General features: G+C 73.5%; 18 protein-coding genes. 10 read left to right on the top strand and 8 right to left on the bottom strand.

The window, feature by feature from the left end; all coding sequences use genetic code 11:
* From AB0G11_RS41560 to AB0G11_RS41550, 3 genes are all read right to left on the bottom strand, one after another.
* Positions 1–538, bottom strand: a 538-nt coding sequence (locus AB0G11_RS41560; RefSeq protein WP_357592325.1) for a wax ester/triacylglycerol synthase domain-containing protein, incomplete at its 3' end; no start/stop codon positions are given.
* On the bottom strand, positions 513–761 hold the full coding sequence (locus AB0G11_RS41555; protein ID WP_219517033.1) for an acyl carrier protein: 249 nt from the start codon (positions 759–761) through the stop codon (positions 513–515). The genes AB0G11_RS41560 and AB0G11_RS41555, both read right to left, overlap by 26 nt.
* A gap of 84 nt (positions 762–845) precedes the next feature.
* Complete coding sequence (locus tag AB0G11_RS41550) at positions 846–4,325, bottom strand: SDR family NAD(P)-dependent oxidoreductase (protein ID WP_357592323.1); 3,480 nt, start codon at positions 4,323–4,325, stop codon at positions 846–848.
* 170 nt (positions 4,326–4,495) lie between these two features.
* Here AB0G11_RS41550 and AB0G11_RS41545 point away from each other — a divergent pair, with 170 nt between their 5' ends.
* From AB0G11_RS41545 to AB0G11_RS41535, 3 genes are read left to right on the top strand one after another with little or no spacing between them, the layout of a single operon-like run.
* Positions 4,496–5,737, top strand: a complete 1,242-nt coding sequence (locus AB0G11_RS41545; protein WP_219517043.1) for a beta-ketoacyl-[acyl-carrier-protein] synthase family protein — start codon at positions 4,496–4,498, stop codon at positions 5,735–5,737.
* 21 nt (positions 5,738–5,758) lie between these two features.
* Positions 5,759–7,084 (top strand): wax ester/triacylglycerol synthase domain-containing protein, encoded by a 1,326-nt coding sequence (locus tag AB0G11_RS41540; RefSeq protein WP_357592321.1) that lies wholly within the window; start codon positions 5,759–5,761, stop codon positions 7,082–7,084.
* Positions 7,085–7,124: 40 nt separating this feature from the next.
* Entirely contained in the window at positions 7,125–7,940 is an 816-nt protein-coding gene (locus AB0G11_RS41535) for an SDR family oxidoreductase (RefSeq protein ID WP_219517047.1), read from the top strand.
* A 46-nt stretch (positions 7,941–7,986) separates the two neighbouring features.
* On the opposite strand, the gene AB0G11_RS41530 is transcribed toward AB0G11_RS41535, so the two are convergent.
* Positions 7,987–8,172, bottom strand: coding sequence for a ricin-type beta-trefoil lectin domain protein (locus AB0G11_RS41530; RefSeq protein WP_219517049.1), 186 nt, complete (start codon positions 8,170–8,172; stop codon positions 7,987–7,989).
* Positions 8,173–8,548: 376 nt separating this feature from the next.
* On the opposite strand from AB0G11_RS41530, the gene AB0G11_RS41525 reads away from it, so the two are divergent.
* The 4 genes from AB0G11_RS41525 to AB0G11_RS41510 all read left to right on the top strand — a co-directional run bounded on the left by AB0G11_RS41525 (position 8,549) and on the right by AB0G11_RS41510 (position 13,866).
* Positions 8,549–9,382 (top strand): hypothetical protein, encoded by an 834-nt coding sequence (locus AB0G11_RS41525; RefSeq protein WP_357592319.1) that lies wholly within the window; start codon positions 8,549–8,551, stop codon positions 9,380–9,382.
* On the top strand, positions 9,364–11,031 hold the full coding sequence (locus AB0G11_RS41520; RefSeq protein WP_357592318.1) for a PQQ-binding-like beta-propeller repeat protein: 1,668 nt from the start codon (positions 9,364–9,366) through the stop codon (positions 11,029–11,031). Before AB0G11_RS41525 ends, AB0G11_RS41520 begins: the two co-directional genes overlap by 19 nt.
* A 222-nt stretch (positions 11,032–11,253) precedes the next feature.
* Entirely contained in the window at positions 11,254–12,759 is a 1,506-nt protein-coding gene (locus tag AB0G11_RS41515; RefSeq protein WP_357592316.1) for a pyridoxal-dependent decarboxylase, read from the top strand.
* 204 nt (positions 12,760–12,963) lie between these two features.
* Complete coding sequence (locus AB0G11_RS41510) at positions 12,964–13,866, top strand: RIO1 family regulatory kinase/ATPase (protein ID WP_357592314.1); 903 nt, start codon at positions 12,964–12,966, stop codon at positions 13,864–13,866.
* Between the two features lie 108 nt (positions 13,867–13,974).
* On the opposite strand, the gene AB0G11_RS41505 is transcribed toward AB0G11_RS41510, so the two are convergent.
* Positions 13,975–14,625 carry a TetR family transcriptional regulator gene (locus tag AB0G11_RS41505; protein WP_357592312.1) on the bottom strand — a complete coding sequence of 217 codons (651 nt, stop codon included), beginning with the start codon at positions 14,623–14,625 and terminating at the stop codon, positions 13,975–13,977.
* An 88-nt stretch (positions 14,626–14,713) separates the two neighbouring features.
* Between AB0G11_RS41505 and AB0G11_RS41500 the strand changes: the two genes are divergently transcribed.
* The gene (locus AB0G11_RS41500; RefSeq protein WP_357592310.1) at positions 14,714–15,643 is read left to right on the top strand and encodes a zinc-binding dehydrogenase; all 930 of its coding nucleotides are present in this window, start codon (positions 14,714–14,716) and stop codon (positions 15,641–15,643) included.
* Positions 15,644–15,706: 63 nt separating this feature from the next.
* On the opposite strand, the gene AB0G11_RS41495 is transcribed toward AB0G11_RS41500, so the two are convergent.
* Positions 15,707–16,300, bottom strand: a complete 594-nt coding sequence (locus AB0G11_RS41495; protein ID WP_219517083.1) for a helix-turn-helix domain-containing protein — start codon at positions 16,298–16,300, stop codon at positions 15,707–15,709.
* Between the two features lie 96 nt (positions 16,301–16,396).
* Here AB0G11_RS41495 and AB0G11_RS41490 point away from each other — a divergent pair, with 96 nt between their 5' ends.
* Entirely contained in the window at positions 16,397–16,990 is a 594-nt protein-coding gene (locus tag AB0G11_RS41490) for a hypothetical protein (protein WP_357592308.1), read from the top strand.
* A gap of 191 nt (positions 16,991–17,181) precedes the next feature.
* Here AB0G11_RS41490 and AB0G11_RS41485 read toward each other — a convergent pair whose 3' ends face one another.
* Positions 17,182–17,916 carry an alpha/beta hydrolase gene (locus AB0G11_RS41485; protein ID WP_219517087.1) on the bottom strand — a complete coding sequence of 245 codons (735 nt, stop codon included), beginning with the start codon at positions 17,914–17,916 and terminating at the stop codon, positions 17,182–17,184.
* 339 nt (positions 17,917–18,255) lie between these two features.
* Between AB0G11_RS41485 and AB0G11_RS41480 the strand changes: the two genes are divergently transcribed.
* Positions 18,256–18,684, top strand: a complete 429-nt coding sequence (locus AB0G11_RS41480) for an RICIN domain-containing protein (protein ID WP_357592306.1) — start codon at positions 18,256–18,258, stop codon at positions 18,682–18,684.
* A gap of 21 nt (positions 18,685–18,705) precedes the next feature.
* Here AB0G11_RS41480 and AB0G11_RS41475 read toward each other — a convergent pair whose 3' ends face one another.
* On the bottom strand, positions 18,706–19,290 hold the full coding sequence (locus AB0G11_RS41475; RefSeq protein WP_357592304.1) for a TetR/AcrR family transcriptional regulator: 585 nt from the start codon (positions 19,288–19,290) through the stop codon (positions 18,706–18,708).
* Positions 19,291–19,344 lie beyond the last annotated feature (54 nt).

Genomic DNA, 19,344 nt, shown 5'->3' with positions numbered 1-19,344 from the left:
CGGGCGCCCGCGAAACCGGCGTGGACAACGGCTTGCCCAGCAGAACGGCGTTGACCGTCCGCGCGGCGCCCACCCCGTCCTGGAAGCCGTGATGCACCCGGTAACACAGCACGTGCTCGTCGTCGCGATGCCCGTGGATCACCATCAGCGTCCACAGTGGCCGCCGAGGATGCAGGGGCAGCTCGCGGACGGCGTCGATCACCGCCTGCCGTACGTCCGTGCCCGGTGGCACCCGGCGGTGCGCCACGTGGTGCGCCGGGTCGAAGGCCGGGTCGGGCTCCCAGCGGGCGTGCCGCCCGGCGCCGGTCAGCCGGTAGGTGAGCACCGGGGCCCGGGCGGCCGTCTCGGCGGCCAGCCGGCACAGCTGCGGGGCGGACGGAACGGGACCCGGCAGGCGCGCCGCCAGCGCGATGTGCAGCAGCGGATCGCGGTCCGTGCCGAGCCACGACAGGAACGCCAGGTCACCCCCGTCCAGCGGGATCGGCGCGCCGGGCCGCCGCCCCACCGGGGAGTCAGGGAGCCGGGGCCGGCTGCGCACGGTGGGCCAGCTCCGCGGCCTCGGCGAGGGTCATCGACATCCGGAAGTCGAACAGGTCGACGTGCAGCTCGTGCCGGCCGAGCGCGGTGTGCAGCTCGATCAGGGCCATGCTGTCGGCCTGGAGATCGTCGAAGGCGGTGTCCGGGGTCACGTCGGCGAGGTCGAGCGCGAAGATCTCAGCGCAGTACCGGCGGATGAGGAGCAGGATCTCTTCTTTCGGCACGGGTCGTCACCTTTCCGTTGATCTTCAGGTTTCAGCATCTCGTGGACGCCCGCGGGCCGTGCCGTCCCGGCTCCGCGTGTCCGGTCAAGAACGGTTGTTGCCTTGGGAAGCCAGCAGCGGCCCCAACCGGGCGGCCTCGTCATCGCCGACGCGCAGCCGCCGGGCGTCGGGACTGGACACGGCGGCGACGGCCACGTCCGCCGCCACCATCCGCTCGGCCAGTGTCAGCGCCGCCTCCGACGGCATGGGCGCGAAGCCGTACGCGCTGAGCAGCGGCACCGCGCCGTGGCGGGCCACGAAGCCGGTGTCCGCGATCGTGCCCCACGCGGTGGCGTGGCCGGGAAGCCCGAGGTGGCGGCGCCGGCGGATCAGTGCCTCCACGAACACGTTGCCCGCCGCGTACGCCGCCTGCCGCGCCCCGCCGTAGGTGCCGCTGATGGAGGAGAACAGCCAGACCAGGTCCAGGTCCCGGCCCTCCAGCAGCCGATGGAGCACCAGCGCGCCGGCCATCTTGCAGCCCAGCACGTCGGCCACGTGCCGGGCGGTCAGCTGCCGCACCTCGCTCAGGGTGGGCGCCATGGCGGCGTGCACGACGCCGCGCAGCGGATGCTCGCCCGCGTCGACGCTCTTCAGCACCGCCGCCATCGCGGCCAGGTCGGTGACGTCGGCGGCATGCACGCTCACCCGCGCCCCCAGGGCGCGCAGCCCGGCCGCGACGGCGGCGGCCTCGGGCGCCGCCTCGCCCCTGCGGGAGACCAGCGCGAGCCGGCGGGCGCCGCGCTCGGCCAACCGGCGCGCGGCGGCGGCGCCGAACCCGCCCACGCCCCCGATCACGAGATAGGCGCCCTGCGGGTCCGGGCGCAGCTCCACGGCCCGCGGCCGGGCCCGGACGGGCCCGTCCAGCGGGTCGAACGACAGTGTCACCGCCGCCGCGCACCGCTCCGCCCACACCTCACCCACCCGGACGGCGGGATGGACGTGGTACGGCGGCGCCGGGTCCAGGCCGTCCCGTGCGGCGTCCATGACCTCGTGGAACAGCCGGGGATCGGGCGGGCCGGCGGCGTCGAGGCAGGCGTGCCGCCCGGCCGGGGCGAGCATCGCGTGCCAGCTCTCCGGCACGGCTCCGGCCAGCACGTCGGCTCCGCGCCCGCCGGTGCGGGCCAGCACCCGCGCGACCACGTCCGGATCGGCGGCGTCCACGACCTCATGGGAGCCGAGCCGGTCCAGCAGGTCCCGCTGCCCCGGATGCCGCGCGAGCGCGACGACTCGGGCGCCCTGCCGGAGAGCCAGGTGCAACGCCGCGAGGCCGGTGGCGGTGGCGTCGTGCAGCACCAGCGTGCTGCCTGCCGACAGCCCCGCCGCCGCCAGCGCCCGGCGCGCCCGCATGGCCGGCCCCGGCCTGACGGCGGCCTCGGCGAAGCCCATGCCGGCGGGAATCTCCCGCACCAGCCGGGCGGTGGTGCTCAGGTGGGAGCCGGGCGCGCCGCCGCCCACCCCCACGACCCGGTCGCCGACGGCGACCTCGCGCACCCCCTGTCCCACCGCCGTGATCCGGCCCGCGCACGTCCACCAGGTGTCCGGTCCGCTCCACGAGACGGCCCGAGCCTCGATGACGACCGCGCCGGGGCCGGGCGGACGCGCCGGTTCGGCCCGTGTCCAGTACGGCGCCCGGCCCAGGTCGTCGAAGCCCAGGACGCAGGGGCCCGTTCCCGTGTCGAGGGGCTCGTACGGCATCTCCCGCACGACGAAGCGGCCCCGGCGGGTGAGCGCGACCTCGCCCTCGCCCGGCGCGGACAGCAGCTCGCGGGCCAGCCGCCGGGCGTCGGCCGCGAGGTCGGCGGTGCGGTGCAGGCTGATGCGCGGCACCCGTAGCCGGGCGTCCTCGCCGGCCAGGGCGCGGGCGGCGCCCCACAGCACCGCGTCGGCGGGGACCAGCGGCTCCTCCGGCGCGGGCAGCGCGCCGCTCGGGCGGGTCACCACGGACAACGACCGGGTCAGTCCGGCGGGAAGGTCGTCGCAGGCGAGGGCGATCGCCTTGAGCACCAGCATCCGTTCGACGGCCTCGTCCAGCCGCAGGCGCGGCTCGTCGTCGCTCCCGGCGCCGCAGGTGCGCTCGGCCGCGACGAGGACGACGCCCACCGCGCCGGTGGACGGCCCGGAGGCCAGCAGCGTCCGCCAGCGGCCGGGATCGGGCGTGCTCAGCACGGCCACGGCGCCGCCCTGTCCCGCCGCCTGCCCACCGGCGGCCAGCAGGTGGGCCACCGCCTGGGCGAACGGCAGCTCACCGGCGTCCTCGGCGGCGACGATCCACCGCGTCCCGGACGGCGGCGGCGCCGCGCAGGTGCGTGACCGGCTCCGGGGGAGTGGGCGGGCGGCCAGCGTGATCGACAGATCGTCGCGGGCGGGACCGCTGTCGTCGCCGGTCTGCACGACGCCGGTGAAGCCGCACGCGCCGAGCAGCGGCGGCCACTGCTCGCGCGCGAGCAGCAGGCTGTCGGGCCGCAGCCGGTGATCCGCCATGGGCCAGAAGCTGTCCAGCGCGCCGAAGATGCCGATCATCAGGCGCGGGTCGTGCGTCTCGACGGCCAGGAGGTGCCCGCCGGGCGCGAGCAGGCGGCGCACCCGTTCCAGGGCCGCGCGCACATCGCGGGCGGTGTGCAGGGCGTTGGCGGCGACCACCACGTCGTACGCGTCTTCGGGGAAGCCCTGTGCGGCGGGGTCCTCGTCGAGGTCGAGCCGCCGGTAGTCGACGAAGTCGTAGCCGGCGAACCGGCGGCGGGCGGTGGCGTGGAACAGCGGCCACACGTCGGTGAAGGTGTAGCGGGTCAGATGCGGCGGCAGCAGCGGCAGCAGCGCGGCGGTGGTGCCGCTGGTGCCCGCGCCCACCTCCAGCACGCGCAACGGCCGGTCGTCCGGCAGGGCCGCGACGATGCGGCCGAGAAGCGCCCGCGCCACCTGGTTGGCGAACCGGCTGAGCGGGGCGGTGTCGTAGAGCTGCCGCAGCAGTTCGCCGCCGCCGTCGCGGCTCAGCAGCTCGCGCGGGTCACGTTCGCCGCGCAGCACGTCAGGCAGCTCCCGGCACATCCGGCTGACCAGCAGCACCTCGGTGGAGAAGGCGGGATGGTCGCGCAGCAGGTCCCGGGCGAGCTCGCCGGGGCCGGCCGGGACGCCGAGCCGCCACCGCCCGCCGGGACACGCCCGCGCCAGGCCGTCCGCCTCCAGCATGGCCAGCGCGGCGTTGACCAGCCGGACGTGCCGGGGCAGCATCCCGGCGGCGACCAGGTCGTCCACCGTGAACGGCTCGCCCTGCCGCCCGGCCAGCGCGGCGAGCGCGGCGGCGAGGTGGTCCGCGACAGCGCGGAAGGCGCGCGGCCGGAACCGGTCATAACGCGCGTCCCGCCACGACCGGCGCGCCCGGTCGAGGTCGTCGCCCGCCTCCTCCAGGATCACCCGCGGGGAGGGCAGCGGGCACGCCCCGTCCCCGCCCGCCGGGTCCGGAGCCGCACGCAACTGGGTGTGATGCCGCAGGATCGGCACCTGGTCATGATCCGATGGGCTTCGCACGCGGCTACTGTGAGTGACGGGATGGTGGCATTCAAGGCGCAACACCGGCCCGGGGAGTCATTGCCTGTTCTGATCCACTTCTTGCCCGGACGTGGCGCGTCGCGCGCCGATCTCCCGGCCTCCGATGAGCGAGGCTGATCGGCAGGACCACCGATCAAGGGGGAGGCTCGATGACGTCGCGGGCGCGGGTAGCGGTGACGGGACTGGGCGTGCGCACGGCCGCCGGAGCCCACCCCAAGCACCTGTGGGACGCGCTGATCAGCGGGCGCTCCACAGCGCGGCGCATCACCTCCTTCGACACCACCGGCCTCGGCGTCGACGTCGCCTGCCAGGTCGGCGACCTCGACACCGCGCCGTACCTGACTCCCCGGCAGGCCCGCCACCTCGACCGGGTGAGCAAGCTGGCCGTCTGCGCGGCCGCCGACGCGTTCGACGACGCCTTCGGGGCCGGCGACGCCATCCGGACGCCACCGGAGCGGCGGGCCGTGGTGACCGGCATCGGGTTCTGCGGGGTCGAGACCTACGAGGACGGCATGCTCGACGTCCGCCACCCGGGGCGCGGGAACCCAGGCCCTCTCCACGTCCTGAAGATCATGAGCAACGCGCCCGCCTCGGCCATCGGCCTGCGTCACCGGATCCACGGGCCCAGCATGTCCGTGACCACCGCCTGCGCCTCCGGCGCGCACGCGATCGGGGAGGCCGTGCGGCTGCTGCGCGACGGCTCCGCCGACCTCGTCGTCGCCGGCGGGGCGGAAGCCTGCGTCACCCCGACCATCCTGCAGGCGTTCGACCAGTGCCGGACCCTGTCGCGCCACACCGCCGAGCCCCAGCGCGCCTGCCGGCCGTTCGACGCCGGACGCGACGGCTTCGTGCTGGCCGAAGGGGCCGCGTTCCTGATCCTGGAGACGCTCGACGGCGCCCGCGCCCGTGGCGCGCACGTGCACGCCGAGCTCGCCGGCTACGGGCGCACCAACGACGCCCACCACCTGCTCGCCCCGGCCCCCGAGGGCGAGGGCGCCTACCGGTGCATGCGCGCGGCCCTCAGCGACGCCGGGCTGTCGCCCGCCCAGGTCTCCCACGTCAACGCGCACGGGACCGGCACCCAGCTCAACGACCTGACCGAGGCGCAGGCCATCACCCGCCTGTTCGGGCCGCACGGGGTGCCCGTCACCGCCGTCAAGGCGGTGACCGGCCACGCGCTCGGAGCGGCGGGCGCCATCGAAGCGGTCGCCGCCGTGCTGACGCTCGCCCACGGGACCGTCCCGCCGACGGCCAACCTCGGCACGCCCGACCCGCGCTGCGAGGTCGACGTGGTGCGCGAGGCCCGGCCGCTGCCGGCGGGAGCGGTGCTGTCGAACTCGTTCGGGTTCGGCGGCCACAACGCCACCTTGATCATCGCTCCCGTGACCTGAGGACGCCGCGCCATGCCCACCATGCCCACGACCGCAGATCAGTTCACGACCGCCGCACGGACCACGGCGGTGCCGCTGACGGTCAACGACCGCTTCCTGCTGCGGCTGGCTGACGAGGCGGACCCGGACAGGGACGCCGACCTGCACCTGGGCGTCGCCGTGCGCCTCCCAGGACCGCCGCCCTCCGGCCACCGCTTGCACCGCCTGATCGGCGACGCCGCCGTCCGGGCCCGCGCGCTGACCTACCGGCTGACGGGAACGGGCCGGCGGGTGCGCTGGGAGCCCGACCCCGCGTTCGACCCCGCCCACCACGTACAGCACCATCACGCCACGCCCGGCCAGGACCCGTGCCAGGCGGTCGGCCAGGCGTTGCGCGAGCACCCCCTGCCCCGGTCCAGGCCGCTGTGGAGCCTCGTGGTCGTCGAGGGTCACGCCGCCGACGAGCACCTGCTGTGCTACCGCGCCCACCACGTCTTCCAGGACGGGCTCTCCGCCGCCCGCACGATCAGCTCGCTCGCCCTGGGCCGCACGCTGCCCCCGCCCGCCGCCGCGCCCGGCGGCGGACGCGGGCGCCCCGGCGGCGCCGCCATCCGCCAGGCCATCGGCGACATCGCCCGCTTCGCCTCCGCAACCGAGCCCTGGCACCCGCCGGCGACGGACGCCCCCGCCACCCGGCACCTCGGCTCCGTCAGCCTCGACGCCGGCGCGTTCCGCGACATCGCCCGCTCGACAGGGACCAGCTTCGCCCAGATCGCCGCGGCGGTCCTGGCCGGCGTCGTCAAGGAGTGGACAGAGGCCGGCCCCGCCCCGGCCGGCCCGCTCCCGCCCGAGCCGCGTCGCCCCCTCGGGCAGCCGGTGCTCTCCTTCCCGGTCGGGCGGCGCGATCGCCGCCGTGACGACGGCCTGGGCAACCACGCCGTCCTCATGCCCATCCGGCTGCCGAGCGCCGAACCCACCCCCCGTACCCGCCTGCGAGCCGTCGCCGAGCAGACCGGTCTCGCGGAACTGGCCCGCCACCGGCGCGGCCCGCACGCCCCCGCGATGTCCGCCGCCTTCAGCCACGTCCTGGCCCGCCTGGCCGCTTCCGCCGCGCGCCGCCCGCTGCATGACAGCCTCGGCCTGACGCTCCTCCACGGCGCCGCCGCGCTCCCGCCTGCCCACGAGATCTTCGCCGTGCCCTCGCTGCTGCCCGGCGCGGGAGGCCAGGTCGCCGTCCTGCCCGGCCGGCGGACGGTCTCGTTCTCGTACGCCTTCGACGCCCGCCTGCCCGGCCTCGGCCACCTGCCCGCCCTGGTGCGCCAGGCCCTGGCCGACCTGCACGCCGACGTCGTCCCCTCCCGCCCCTGACACGACCGACCACGCCGATCACCGACCAAGGAGAACGCGTATGGAGCTGTCCGGGACGACCGCCCTGATCACCGGAGCCAGCGGCGGCCTCGGCCAGGCCATCGCCCACGCGCTGGCCCGCCACGGCGTCCGCGTGATCCTCACCGGCCGCGACACCGCCGTCCTGACAGCCCTGGCCGGCCGGCTGGGCGGGCGCGCCATCGCCGCCGACCTCACCGACCACGACGGCCTCACCGCCCTGATGCGGCAGGCCGGTCCCGTCGACATTCTCGTGGCCAACGCCGGCGTCATCGCCCCCGCCGCGATCACCGACCACACCACCGGCGACATCGACACCTACCTGGCGCTCAACCTGCGCGCCCCCATCGTCATGGCGCGCACGGCCGCCGAACACATGATCGCCAACGGGCGCGGCCACATCGTCCTCATGAGCTCGCTCGGCGGCAAGATCTCACACGCCCGGTGTGCTCTCTACAACGCCACCAAGTACGGGCTGCGCGGGTTCGGGCACGCGGCCCGGGCCGATCTGGCGCCGCACGGCGTCGGCGTCTCGGTCATCTGCCCCGGACTGATCAGGAACGCCGGCATGCTCACCCGCGCACCGGCGCCCCTGCCCTCCTGGATCGCCGCGATCGGCACGCGGACGCCGCAGCAGGTGGCGCGGGCCGTCTGCCGCGCCATCCGCACCAACGCCGCCGAGGCCGACGTGGCGCCCCTGCTGATCCGCCTGGTGGCGCACCTGGGCGGCCTGTCCCCGGCACTCGGCGCCCACCTGCAGCGCCTCGGCCGGGCCGACTCCTACGCCGACACCGTCGCGAGAAGCCTGGCCGCCACCGGCGCCCCGCGATTCCTCTGAGCGGCCGACGAGGTTCGCGTCCGTGTCACGGCCGGTGAGCTACGGGTCAGGTCAGAGTGTCTTCGACCTTGATCTGGCCGTTCTGGACGACCCATTTCTGGTTGGGGTGGTTGAGGCAGGTCCACAGGCGGACGTTGGTGTTGTCGGCCCGGCTGTTGGTGGCGTCCAGGCACACCTGGCGGGGTGCGGCCGAGGCGGCCGGGGCGGTGGTGACGGTGAGGGTCAGGGCCACCGTGGCGACCGCGGACGTGGCCAGCAGGCGGGCGAGGGGACTGATATGCCGGAGCGGTGACGCCTACCTGTCCGAACACGTCCCGTCATCCGGCCGAGCCGCACGTACGAACCAGAGCTGTGACTTATCACGGAGAAAGCCGCTTATGGGATCTGATGATGCAAGAAGCGCAGATGCAGAGCCTGATCGACACATTGGCGACGCATGAGACAACACGGCAGGCCGAAGACCACGACGCCCGGAACGGGGACGACTCTCGGAATTGACAGCTCCGACGCCCCGCGACGCCGAATGGTGTGCGGGATCGGCCGCCAGAACCGTTGCCGGCGCGTTACCTTGTCCGCACAGACAGCCGACCCGCGAGGAGGCCGTTCTCGTGCCGGAGAGCGACGACGACAAGGGGCCGGGGAAACTCGCCAAGGTGATGCTGTGGATCGGCGCGCTGCTCACCGCGGTCGTCACCGCCTGGCTGACCGACGCGTTCAGCCTCTTCCTGCGGCCGGCCGACCTGGTGAGCGCGGCCAGACCACCGCTGCTGGTCACCGTCCTGCCTGGCACCGGTGCCGAACAGGACCTGGCCGTCGCCTCCCGGCCCACCGCGCCCCGTGACCGCGCGGTCTTCCTGAGCGGGCGCTTCGGCGACCGGGCGTTCGACGACGTGGTGGCCACCCTGAAGGGCGCGTGGGTGGGGGAGAAGGAGATGCGGGTGGTCTTCGAGTCCCAGCGTGACCTCGTCCGCGTCACCGATGTACGGGTCAAGGAGGTCGCCCCCAGGCAGCCGATCGTCACCGGCGCCTTCGTCGAGCACCCACGGCAGGGCGGACCGGCGAACCCGCAGCTCACCGTCTCCCTCGACGCGCGGGACGCGTTCTTCACCCAGGCGGGCAAACCCGGCCGCCCCTACTTCGGACCCCACAGCCTGTCCCTGAAACGAGGTGACCAGGCCGAGCTCGGCCTGGAGATCAGGGCGCGGAAACACAGCCACACCTTCGTGCTGGAGGTCGAGTACGTCGTGGCGGGGACCGGGAAGGCGCAGACGGTCACCGTGAAGGACCCCGCCGGCCGGCCTTTCCGGGTCACCGGCGCTCCCACGGCCTACACCGCGTACGGGACGGTCTACCGCAACACCGGCGCCGGGCTGAAGGTCGTCACCGGGCGGGCGGCCTGCCGCCTCTTCCTGCCGGGGCGGGCATGCACGTCCGCGCGCTGATCGCCGCCCTGCTCGTCCTCGCCTGCGCCGCCGGGAGCGGGAACGCCCGGCAGGCGCGTCCCGCGTTCACCGCCGCCTGGAGCGCCGACCTGGGCGAGATCGGCGTGCACGGCATCAGTCTCGACGTGCCTGTGGCCACGGTCGGCGGCCGGCCCCTGGTGGCGCTGCCGTCGACGAGGCCGGCCGCGATCCGGGTCCACGACGCTGAGACCGGCGCGATCCTGAGGACCTTTCCGCTCGCCCGGCCGTACCACCCGCTGGACGACCACATGGGCTTCGTCGGAGAGCTGCTCGCGGTGAGCATCTCCGAGGGGGCCGCGGAGAGGGTCACGGTCGTCGACCCGGTCACCGGCCGGACGCGGTGGACGCGGCTGCTCCCGTCCGCGGACGCGCCGATCCTCGACTACCTGACCAGGACGGCCATCACTCCCACCGGCATCGTGTGGGCGTCGGGCGGCGGCCTGCACGGGCTCGACCCGGCCTCCGGCCGCGACACGTGGACGGTGCCGTGGCCGGGCGGGTGCCCCCACTTTCGCCTGCTCGAATCCGAGGTCGCCGTCATCGTCCAGGACTGCCGAGGCCGGTCGCCGGCCCTGCACGGTGTCGACCCGCGTGCCGGACGGCTCACCTGGACCCGTCGCCTCCGGGACTCGGGTGAGGAGCTCGTACAGATCAAGGTCTCCTCCACCCGCCTGATCATCGCGCGGGAGCCCGGGCACGTCACCGTCCTGGACGCGGACGGCCGGCTGGTGACCCGGTCGCCGATCACGTTCCCGGAGGTCGGGGGGCCGACCGTGATCCACGACGCCGAGCTGACGCTGCTGGTCCGCAGCGTGAACGGCCGCCGGGAGACGACCGCGACGCGCACCCGCGACGGGCGGGTGCTCTGGCGCCGGTCGCTCAGGCCGCGCACGTCGCCGGGCACCGCCGAGGGATACCTGGGGAACGCCGACCACCTGACGGCCACTCACGCGATGGGCGCCACGACCACCGAGCTCACCCCCCGCATGATCGAGGTCGTCTCGCGGGCGGACGGCGCTCGTGACGTGCTGCCCCTGCCCGTGAGCGAGCGCGCGAGCAGGATCGTCGGCAGCACCTCGCGCGACCTGCTGGTGTTCGAGAAGCACCCCGGCGGCGACCGGGTCACGGCCTACACCTTCCGCGACGGGCCGGGCGCCTCCTCGCCGCTGGCGGTGCCGCCGGAGCGTTGGCCTGACGCGTGCGCGCTGCTCGACCCTGCGGTGCTGCCCGGGTACGTGCCGGTTCCGGGCACCGTGGAGCACCTGGGGACGCGCTGGCCCAAGCCGAACGTGTGCGAGTTCCTCCCGCCCGATGACGCGGGGGCGGTGGTGCGGGTGGCGGTCTCCTGGGTCGCCGCGACGGACGCGGACGCGACCCGGCTGGCCCGTACGACCCTCGCCGCGGATCCGGACGCCCAGCGGCTGGGGGAGGGGGCGTACCTGAGGTCCGACACCGGCAACGACGATGTGCGTACGTTCGCGTGGGTCACCGGCGGGCGAGCGCTGGTGGACGTCCGGGCCGCGGGTGACCCGGCGCTGACCCGCCGCGCCGCCCTCGCCGTGGCTTCCTGCCTGAACGCGGTCCGTCCAGGCAGAGCTGGTTGCCCTCCGGGGCGTTCATCACGATGAGCCCGCCCCGCACCGGCCGGACGGTCACCTTGTTCCTCTATACGCTGCGCCTCCAATCCCAGCGAGCATGCCCAGGACTTCTTCTTCCCAGACGTTCGAATCCTGGCGTGGCTTGATGTTCACGGTTTATGGCCCGTTCACCGCTGGCGGAGGCGCGACGGGGCTCCGATCCTGGTGGGACCCACGATGCCGTGGTGAAGGGCCATGTGAAAGAGGAGCAGGATGTCGAACGACCCGCTGGTTGAGACCGGTTTGGACGAGCTGACCCCGGTGGAGGCCGACCTGGACGGCGCCGGCCCGTACGATCTCGGCGTCGACGCGGGCGGCCGGCTGCTGGCGGAGACCGCTGCCCTGGTGGCGGGGCACACCGGGGAGGTCGTGCACGGCCCGGTGGCCCCGGCGAGCGTCGACACCGAGCGCATCCGTGACTGGCTGGCCGGCTTCGACTTCGCCGAGGCCAAGCCCGCCGACGCGGTGCTCGGCTCGGTCATGTCCGCGCTGCGGAAGTGGACCGTGCACACCACTCACCCGCGCTACTTCGGCCTGTTCAACCCGTCGCCCACCTGGTGGGGCATGGCCGGGGACCTGATCGTCGCCGGGGTGAACCCGCAACTCGCCGCCTACAGCCACGCGCCCGCCGCCACCGAGATGGAGCGGCACGTGCTGCGCCTCCTGGCGAACGGCCTGGGCCTGCCCTCGGACACCGACGGGAGCTTCACCGTCGGCGGGGCCGAGGCGAACCTCACGGCCGTCATCGTCGCGCTCACCCGCCGTTTCCCCGAGTACGGCAGCGCCGGGCTGCTCGGTCTGCCCGGCCGGCCGGTGTTCTACGCCTCGGCGGAGAGCCACCTGGCCTGGCTCAAGATCGCGCACATGACCGGGCTGGGCCGCGACGCCGTCCGCCTGGTGCCGGTGGACGCCGCCCTCAGGATCGACCTCGACCGGCTGCGCGAGGCGTACGCGGCGGACGTGGCCGGCGGCAGGATCCCCTTCATGATCGTCGGAACGGCGGGCACGACCGGCGCGGGAGTGCTGGACCCGTTGGGCCCGCTCGCCGACCTGGCCACGGAATGGGGCCTGCACTTCCACGTGGACGCGGCGTGGGGCGGCGCCGCCGCGCTGTCCGACCGGCTGCGGCCCCTGCTGGCCGGCATCGAACGGGCCGACAGCGTCACGGTCGACGCGCACAAATGGCTGTCCGCCCCGATGGGCGCCGGGGTCTTCCTCACCCGCCATCCAGCGGCGCTGGCCGCGAGCTTCCAGTGCAGCACCGGCTACATGCCGGCCGAGGTCGGCGGCACCCACGACCCGTACACCACCAGCGTGCAGTGGTCGCGGCGGTTCATCGGCCTGAAGGTGTTCCTGCACCTGGCCGTGGCCGGACTGCCTGCCGTCGCCGAGCAACTGGAGCGAGACGTACGGCTCGGTGACCTGCTCGCGCGGCGCCTGGCCGAGCGCGGCTGGCAGCGGATCAACCAGACCCCGCTCCCGCTGGTCTGCGTGGTGGACCCCGAGGCGGACGCGGCGGGGGAGGAGCGGAGCGGCAGATGGCACGCGGAGGTGGCCGGTCACGTGGTGCGCGGCGGACAGGCGTGGGTGAGCCCGGTCCGGCTCGACGGCCGCAGCGCGATCAGGCTCTGCGTGACCAGCTACCGCACCACGGCGTCGGACCTCGACCGCGCCGTGGCCGCCCTCGACGCGGCCCGCGCCGCGACGAGCCTCACATAGTCGCCTGCCGTACGAGGTCCGGCCCGTTGCCGGTGTGAGATCCCAGCTCCGGTAAATACGTTGCGGGGCCGGAAAGCGGCGGGGCATGCTGGGGCGATCGAGCGGCGGAGAGCGCTGCCTGGACGAAGGAGGGCTGACGGATGGCCATCACTGCGCTGCGGCATGTCCGCATCAGTCCCACCTCTTCGTTCAGGAGCACACCCGTTGTCTTCCGAGTACGAGGCCGCTGACCTCTACTTCTCCGAGTCCGCCCGCGACGAGTCCCAGCCGGATCCGGCCGCAGCCTTCGTCTTCACCTTCCATGCGGTCGACGAGGAACTGGGGCCGGATCAGCGGTGGTCCACCTGGCTGGAGGTCGAGCGCGGCTCTCGCGGCCCCGAACCACGCCCCTCGTGGGTCGTGACGGACCAGGCCGCGATCGACACCGAGCTCGGCATCCTCAAGACCGGCAAGGAAGCCGACGTCTTCCTGCTCGAACGGGCCGTCGAAGCCATCGGCGGCAACCCGGCGAAGTCCTCGCTGCTGGCCGCGAAAAGGTACCGCACCGACGAACACCGGGCCTTCCACCGCAGTACGTCGTACGTCGAAGGCCGCCGCACCCGCAACAGCCGCGACGGCCGGGCGATGGCGAAGAAGACCACGCACGGCCGCGGCGTCGCGGCCGGCCAGTGGGCGTACGCCGAATGGGACGCCCTCAACCGCTTGTGGAAGGCCGGGGTCCCGGTGCCGTACCCCGTGCAGGTGGACGGCACCGAACTGCTGATGGAGTTCATCGACGACGGCGAGGGCGGCGCCGCGCCCCGGCTGGCCCATGTCCGGCCGTCGAAGGACCTGCTCGGCGTGTATTTCGAGCAGCTCCGCAACGGCATGCGTGAACTGGCCCGCGCGGGCCTCGCGCACGGAGACCTTTCGCCGTACAACGTCCTCGCGCAGGCCGAGCGGATCGTGCTGATCGACCTGCCCCAGGTCGTCGACATCGTCGGCAACCCGAAGGGCATGGACTTCCTGATGCGCGACTGCCACAACATGGCCACCTGGTTCACCGGACGCGGGCTCGAGGTCGACGAACAGGAGCTGTTCGCCGACCTGCTCACGATGGTGTTCTGACACCAGTGGCTGACCAAGGTCATGGGTATGAGGCTGGTGGCCGTGTGAATCTACAATGTAAAGGGGCCGGGCCGTCGGCGCGCGCGTGACCTTCTGCGCGCAGCTCGTTCAGGCCGTGGTGAAGGTGAGTGCGCCGGGGAGGACCGCGAAGACCGATCGCAGTTCGGTCGCGAGCGCCGCGTGGGTGGGGGTGCCGGGTTTGGCTGTCCAGGTCCGCAGGGCGGCGTGGAAGGACGCGACCACCAGGTCCAGGGCCAGCCTCGGCCGTGGGTCGGCAGGGTTCAGGCCCAGTTTGCGCTGCAAGGTCGCCTCGACGGCGGCGCTGGTGCGGTCGCAGTACTGGAGCCCGTACGCGGTGATCGACGGCGTGCGCTCGGCCAGTTCCCGGCTCTGACGTACGCGGGTCACCCAGGCGCCGCCGTCGTCGAGGCGTTCGAGCGCCGCGAGCAACGCCTCCTGCAGCATCTCCAGAACGGGCGCGTGACCGAAGGACAGGCGCCCGACGTCGTCCCGCAGGCCGTCCCACAGTGCCTCCAGCGGGGCGGAGGCGACCTGTTCCTTGCTGGCGAAGTTCCGGAAGAAGGTGCGTTTGGAGACCTCGACGGCGTCGCACAGCTCGTCGAGGGTCACGCCGTCGAAGCCCCGCTCGGTGAAGAGGGCGAGGGCCGTGTCGACGAGTGCGGTCCTGGTCCGGAGCTTCTTGCGTTCCCGCAGGGAGAGCGTTTCCGGCGCGGAGAGGGAGGCGGTGTCGGCGGTCATCGTTCAAGTGTAATGGGAGCGCGAACGCCCTCGATAGGCTTATGCTCCTGAGTAGCACTTTGAGCTGATGTCTCATGAAGGGATCGCCATGCGCGCTCTGATCGTCGATCGTTCCGCCCCCGGTGGCCTGCGGGTGGGGGAAGTGCCCGAGCCTGTGCCCGCCGCGAACCAGGCGCTGGTCCGGGTCACGGCCACCTCGTTCAACTACGGCGAGGTCAGCCACGGCATCGAGACCGCCGCCGAGGGGACGGTGCTCGGCTGGGACGCCGCCGGAGTCGTCGTCCGGGCGGCGGCGGACGGGTCGGGCCCGGCCGTGGGGACCCCCGTCGTGACCCTCGACGAGGGTGGCGGCTGGGCCGAGGTCCGCGCCGTGCGTACCGACTGGATCGGCGTGGCGCCCGAGCGCGCGGAGCCGGGCGCGCTCAGCACCATCCCGGTCGCGGCCGGCACCGCGCTGCGCGCGCTCCACCGGACCGGGCCCCTCCTGGGACGCAGGATCCTCGTCACCGGCGCCACCGGAGGCGTCGGCCGCTACGCCGTCCAGCTCGCCCGGCTCGGCGGCGCGCACGTGATCGCCTCCACCGGCGACCCCGCCAAGCACGGCGAGGCGCTGCGCGCTCTGGGCGCGCACGAGGTGGTGGCCGGTCCCGCCCAGGCCGGCGGCGGGCTCGACGGCGTGCTCGACATGGTGGGCGGCGCGCAACTCGTGGAGGCGTTCGATCAGCTGGGTGAGGGGGGCACGCTGGTGGCGATCGGGCACTCCGCGGGTGAGGGTGAGAACTTCCCGTTCGGCGCCCTGTTCAGCGGGCCGGGCCGGGACGATCGCTCGATCGTCACGTTCATGCTGCTGTTCTGCGACGGGCTGGACAGGGATCTGACCTGGCTGGCCCGGCAGGTCGCGGACGGAGTGCTGAGCCCCGAGATCACCTGGCGCGGCGGCTGGGACGACGCGTCCGAGGCGGTGGGCGCTCTCCTGGGGCGCCGGCTGCACGGCAAGGCGGTGCTCGACCTCACCTGACGGACCTGCCGTCCCTTGGGCGGCGGTGTGACATCCGGTGCGTCACGGCTGCGGCTCTCCTGGTCAGGCTCCCGGCCGGCCGAGGATCAGGTCGGCGGTGGCGGCCAGCCGGTCCGCGCGTTCGCCCGGCAGTGCGCCGGCCCCTGAGACGTATGCGGTGTACGCCTCGAACTGCGCGGTTCCGCACAGGGTGAGGGCGAGCGTGTACGGCTCGACGCCATGCGGCAGCTCGCCGGCCTTCTGGCATTCGGCCAGGTAGTGGGCCACCTGGTCGAGCGCCAAGTGGGGGCCGGTGCCGTTCTCGCGGTTGGTGGCCTGGTAGGCGGCGAACAGCTCCTGGTCGGCGGCGGCCCCGGCCACCAGCGGCAGTGATGCCGCGTAGAAGGCGATGCCGCGCTCCAGCAGATCGATGAGCACGGTGCGCATCGGCCGCTGCCCGGGCGGGGTGGCGGCTGCCTGCCAGGCCCGCAGTTCCGGCAGTTCCTGTGACAGCAGCGCGATCAGCAGGCCGATCTTGCCGCCGAAGTTCTTGGTGATGCTGCCCTCGGCGGCGTCCGCGGCGTGGGCGATCTCGCGGGTGGTGAGCCTGGCCAGGCCGCGTTCGCGCAGGAGCCGGGCGGCGGCGTCGAGGATGCGCTGTCGTGCGGGTGGAGCCATGGGGGATCTCTCCAGGTTGACAAGTGTGGTGAGTGCGCACCACAGTACTGGAGATGAAATGAGGTGCGTGCGCACCTCACTATTGTTGGAGAGCCTGTGAGTGTTTCCCCCCTCGTCAGCGCCGCCGTGCGCCCGCCGCGCGTGCTCGGATACTCGCTGATCCTGGGCCTGGTCTTCGCCGCGGCCTGGTTCGGCTTCACCGCGGTCAGGGCCCGGGACGGGCGCATGCCGATCACCGACTGGCTGGATCCGATGCTCGCCGGCTCGACGCTGCTGGTCATGCTGGGGGCGATGGCGGCCCTGATCGCCCTGTGGCCGCAGCTGCCCGCCACCCGGCTGCGCACCGCGGTCGTCACTCTGCTGATCGTCTCCGAGTGGGTCTACCTGGCCGGGGAGATCCTGTCCAACACCCTCACCGTTGGCGAACCGCCGTCCGACGTCGGCGGCCTGCTGGAGATCGTCGCCGGAGCCGCTGCCGCGGTGGCCCTGGTCATGGCTGCCGTCGCGCTGTCGGGACCGGCCTGGCGCCAGAACCGTCCGGCGGTCGCGGCCGTCACCCTCGCCGCCGTGCTCCTCGCCCTCGGCATGACCTGGTGGTTCACCCACCCGATCGACCAGAGCGCCCCGGGGACGCCTTCGTGCGTCCCCGGGAACGCCCTCTACAACGCCTTCCACCGGGCGAGCTGCTGATCGCCGGGTAGGTCGCCCAGCTCGACGGGGCTCTTGACGCCGAGGGCCGTGCTCGTGATGTGGGCGGCCCGGCTGATGGAGGCGGTGGTGGCCGGGCGGCGCCCCGACCGGCCGGTGGTGGGCCGACCGGCCGGGGCGGTGGTGCGTCTTGCCTGCCCACGCTGTCGAGGAGGGCCGGAGCTTGTCCTCGATCAGCGCAGATGCCGGGCGAAGAACCCGGCCGCGTCCTCCCCGGCGAACTGCGGGACGCCGGTGTGCCCGCCCATGTTGGCGTGCAGCGTCTTCTCCTTGGAGCCGAAGGCGTCGAACAGGTCCAGGGCCGCCTGCCTGTCGTTCCCTTCGTCATCCCACTGCAGCAGGACATGCAGCGGAATGGTGACCTGCCGGGCCTCCTCGAACATGGTGCGCGGCACGAAACTCCCGGCGAAGAGGCCGGCGGCCACGATGCGCGGCTCGACCACCGCGAGCCGGATGCCGATGGAGATCACGCCCCCCGAGTATCCGACGGGGCCGCCGATCCCGGGCAGCGACAGGAGGGCGTCCAAGGCGGCCTGCCATTCCGGGACCGCTCTGTCGACGAGCGGGAGGACGAGGGCGTCGATGATCTCGTCGCTGACCGGTTCGCCGGCCTTCATGGCCCGGCGCAGGTCGGCGCGGGCCTGCTCGGCGCCGGCCAGGCGGGGCCGGTCACCGCTCCCGGGGAGCTCGATGGTGGCCGCGGCGAAGCCGCCCGCCACGGCGCTCCGGGCCCGCGCCACCAGCCGGGGGTACATCCTGTCCAGTCCGAGCGGGGGGTGGCCGAGCAGGATCAGCGGGACGGGTGCGGGCGCGGACGAGGGCGTCCACAGGAAGCCGGGGATCTCATCGAGGGTGAACGCGCGTTCGACGACGCCGTCGTCGAGGCGCTGCTCAGAGGTGAATCGCATGGTCGTGCCCTTCGGGAGTGCTCTTGAACGGCGCTCCCGGACGACCTATCGCCCGGCCGTGACCCCGGAGGGGAGCACCCATGTCGATACTGTGTCCACGGGTACCACCTCCTCGTTGTCTCGCACGGCCTCCAGAAAGCTAGCAGTGGCCGCCGCGGTCCGCCAACGGGTTTTCGCGAAAGCGGAGAGCCGCTGAGGCGGGGGCTGGCGGCGCCTTCCTGCAGCAGGAACCCTGTCCGGATGTGGTCACGGCCGAAGGGTGCTTTCCCGTACGCAATCGTCTCTTATGGAGGCAAGGCGGCGCATCGCCGCCTCCCCCTCCAGCTCGAGAGGATCCCCATGGACATCCCGGCCCGAGCCACCCTGCTCAACAAGAAGTCCGGGCTCGCCCTCGACATCAACGAATGCGACATGTCCGACGGCGGCTGGGTGATCCAGTGGACCCCCCACGGCCGGACCAACCAGATCTTCCACCTGGAACCCGCAGAGGGCGGTTACAAGTTCATCGCCGAACACTCCGGCAAGGCCCTCGACGTCACCCTGGCGAACCAGAACGCCGACTTCGCGATGCAGTGGGGCATCAACGGCAGTCCCAGCCAGATCTGGTACCTCAAGGAGCACGAGGCGGGCGTCTACCGGCTCATCGCCAAGCACTCGGGCAAGGTGCTGGCGGTCGCCAACGCCTCCATGGAGCCGGGCGCGCGCGTGGTACAGTCGAACTCCGGTCATGACGAGAACGAGCTCTGGCTGCTCAAGGCCGTCCCCTGACGCTCGAGGAGCGCGGGCGGCCTACTGCGGGCGGGTCCAGGAGTCGGCGGTGTCGGCCAGTTCGTCCAGCGCCGCCTCGACCCGATCCTTGTCGCCGGTCGTCAGGTAGTCGATCTGCAGGCCGGCGTAGGCGGCGTTGAGCAGGGTGGCCTTGCGCAGCGCCGCCTCCTCGGGCACGCCGTGCGCGCGTAGCACGTCGGCCACGAACTCGGCGCGGTCGCCGAGCATTTTGGGCACGTACGGGCCGGACAGGCGGCCCGCGGCCGAGAGGCCCTCGATCTCGTGCAGCAGCCGGACCATCGGCAGGTCCTCGCGCAGGTGCCAGGCCCACGAGGCGCGCACCACGTCGCCCAGGCCCAGGCCGCCGCTCGTCCCGGGGTCGGGCAGCGCGCCCACGCGTCCCCTCTGGCGCTCGTCGAGGTGGGCGAGGACGGCGCTGATCAGCTCGTCCTTGCCGGCGAAGTGGTGGGTGAGCACGTAGGTGCTGTGGCCGAGCGCCTTGGCCAGCGGGCGCAGGGAGAGCTGGGCGATGCCGTGCTCGGCCAGGTAGCCGACGATCGCGTCGAGCAGCTCCTCGCGGCGCTGTGGATCGCGGGGCCTGGCCACGTCCGCCTTCCTTTCGCTGGGCAGGCGCCCAGTCTATTCGCATGACGACTGTTT

This window comes from Nonomuraea sp. NPDC023979 (genome assembly GCF_040639085.1).
In the GTDB taxonomy this organism is placed as follows: Bacteria; Actinomycetota; Actinomycetes; order Streptosporangiales; family Streptosporangiaceae; genus Nonomuraea; species Nonomuraea ceibae.
The sequence above is the reverse complement of the archived record's forward strand: the minus strand, read 5'-3'. Positions and strand labels throughout refer to the sequence as shown.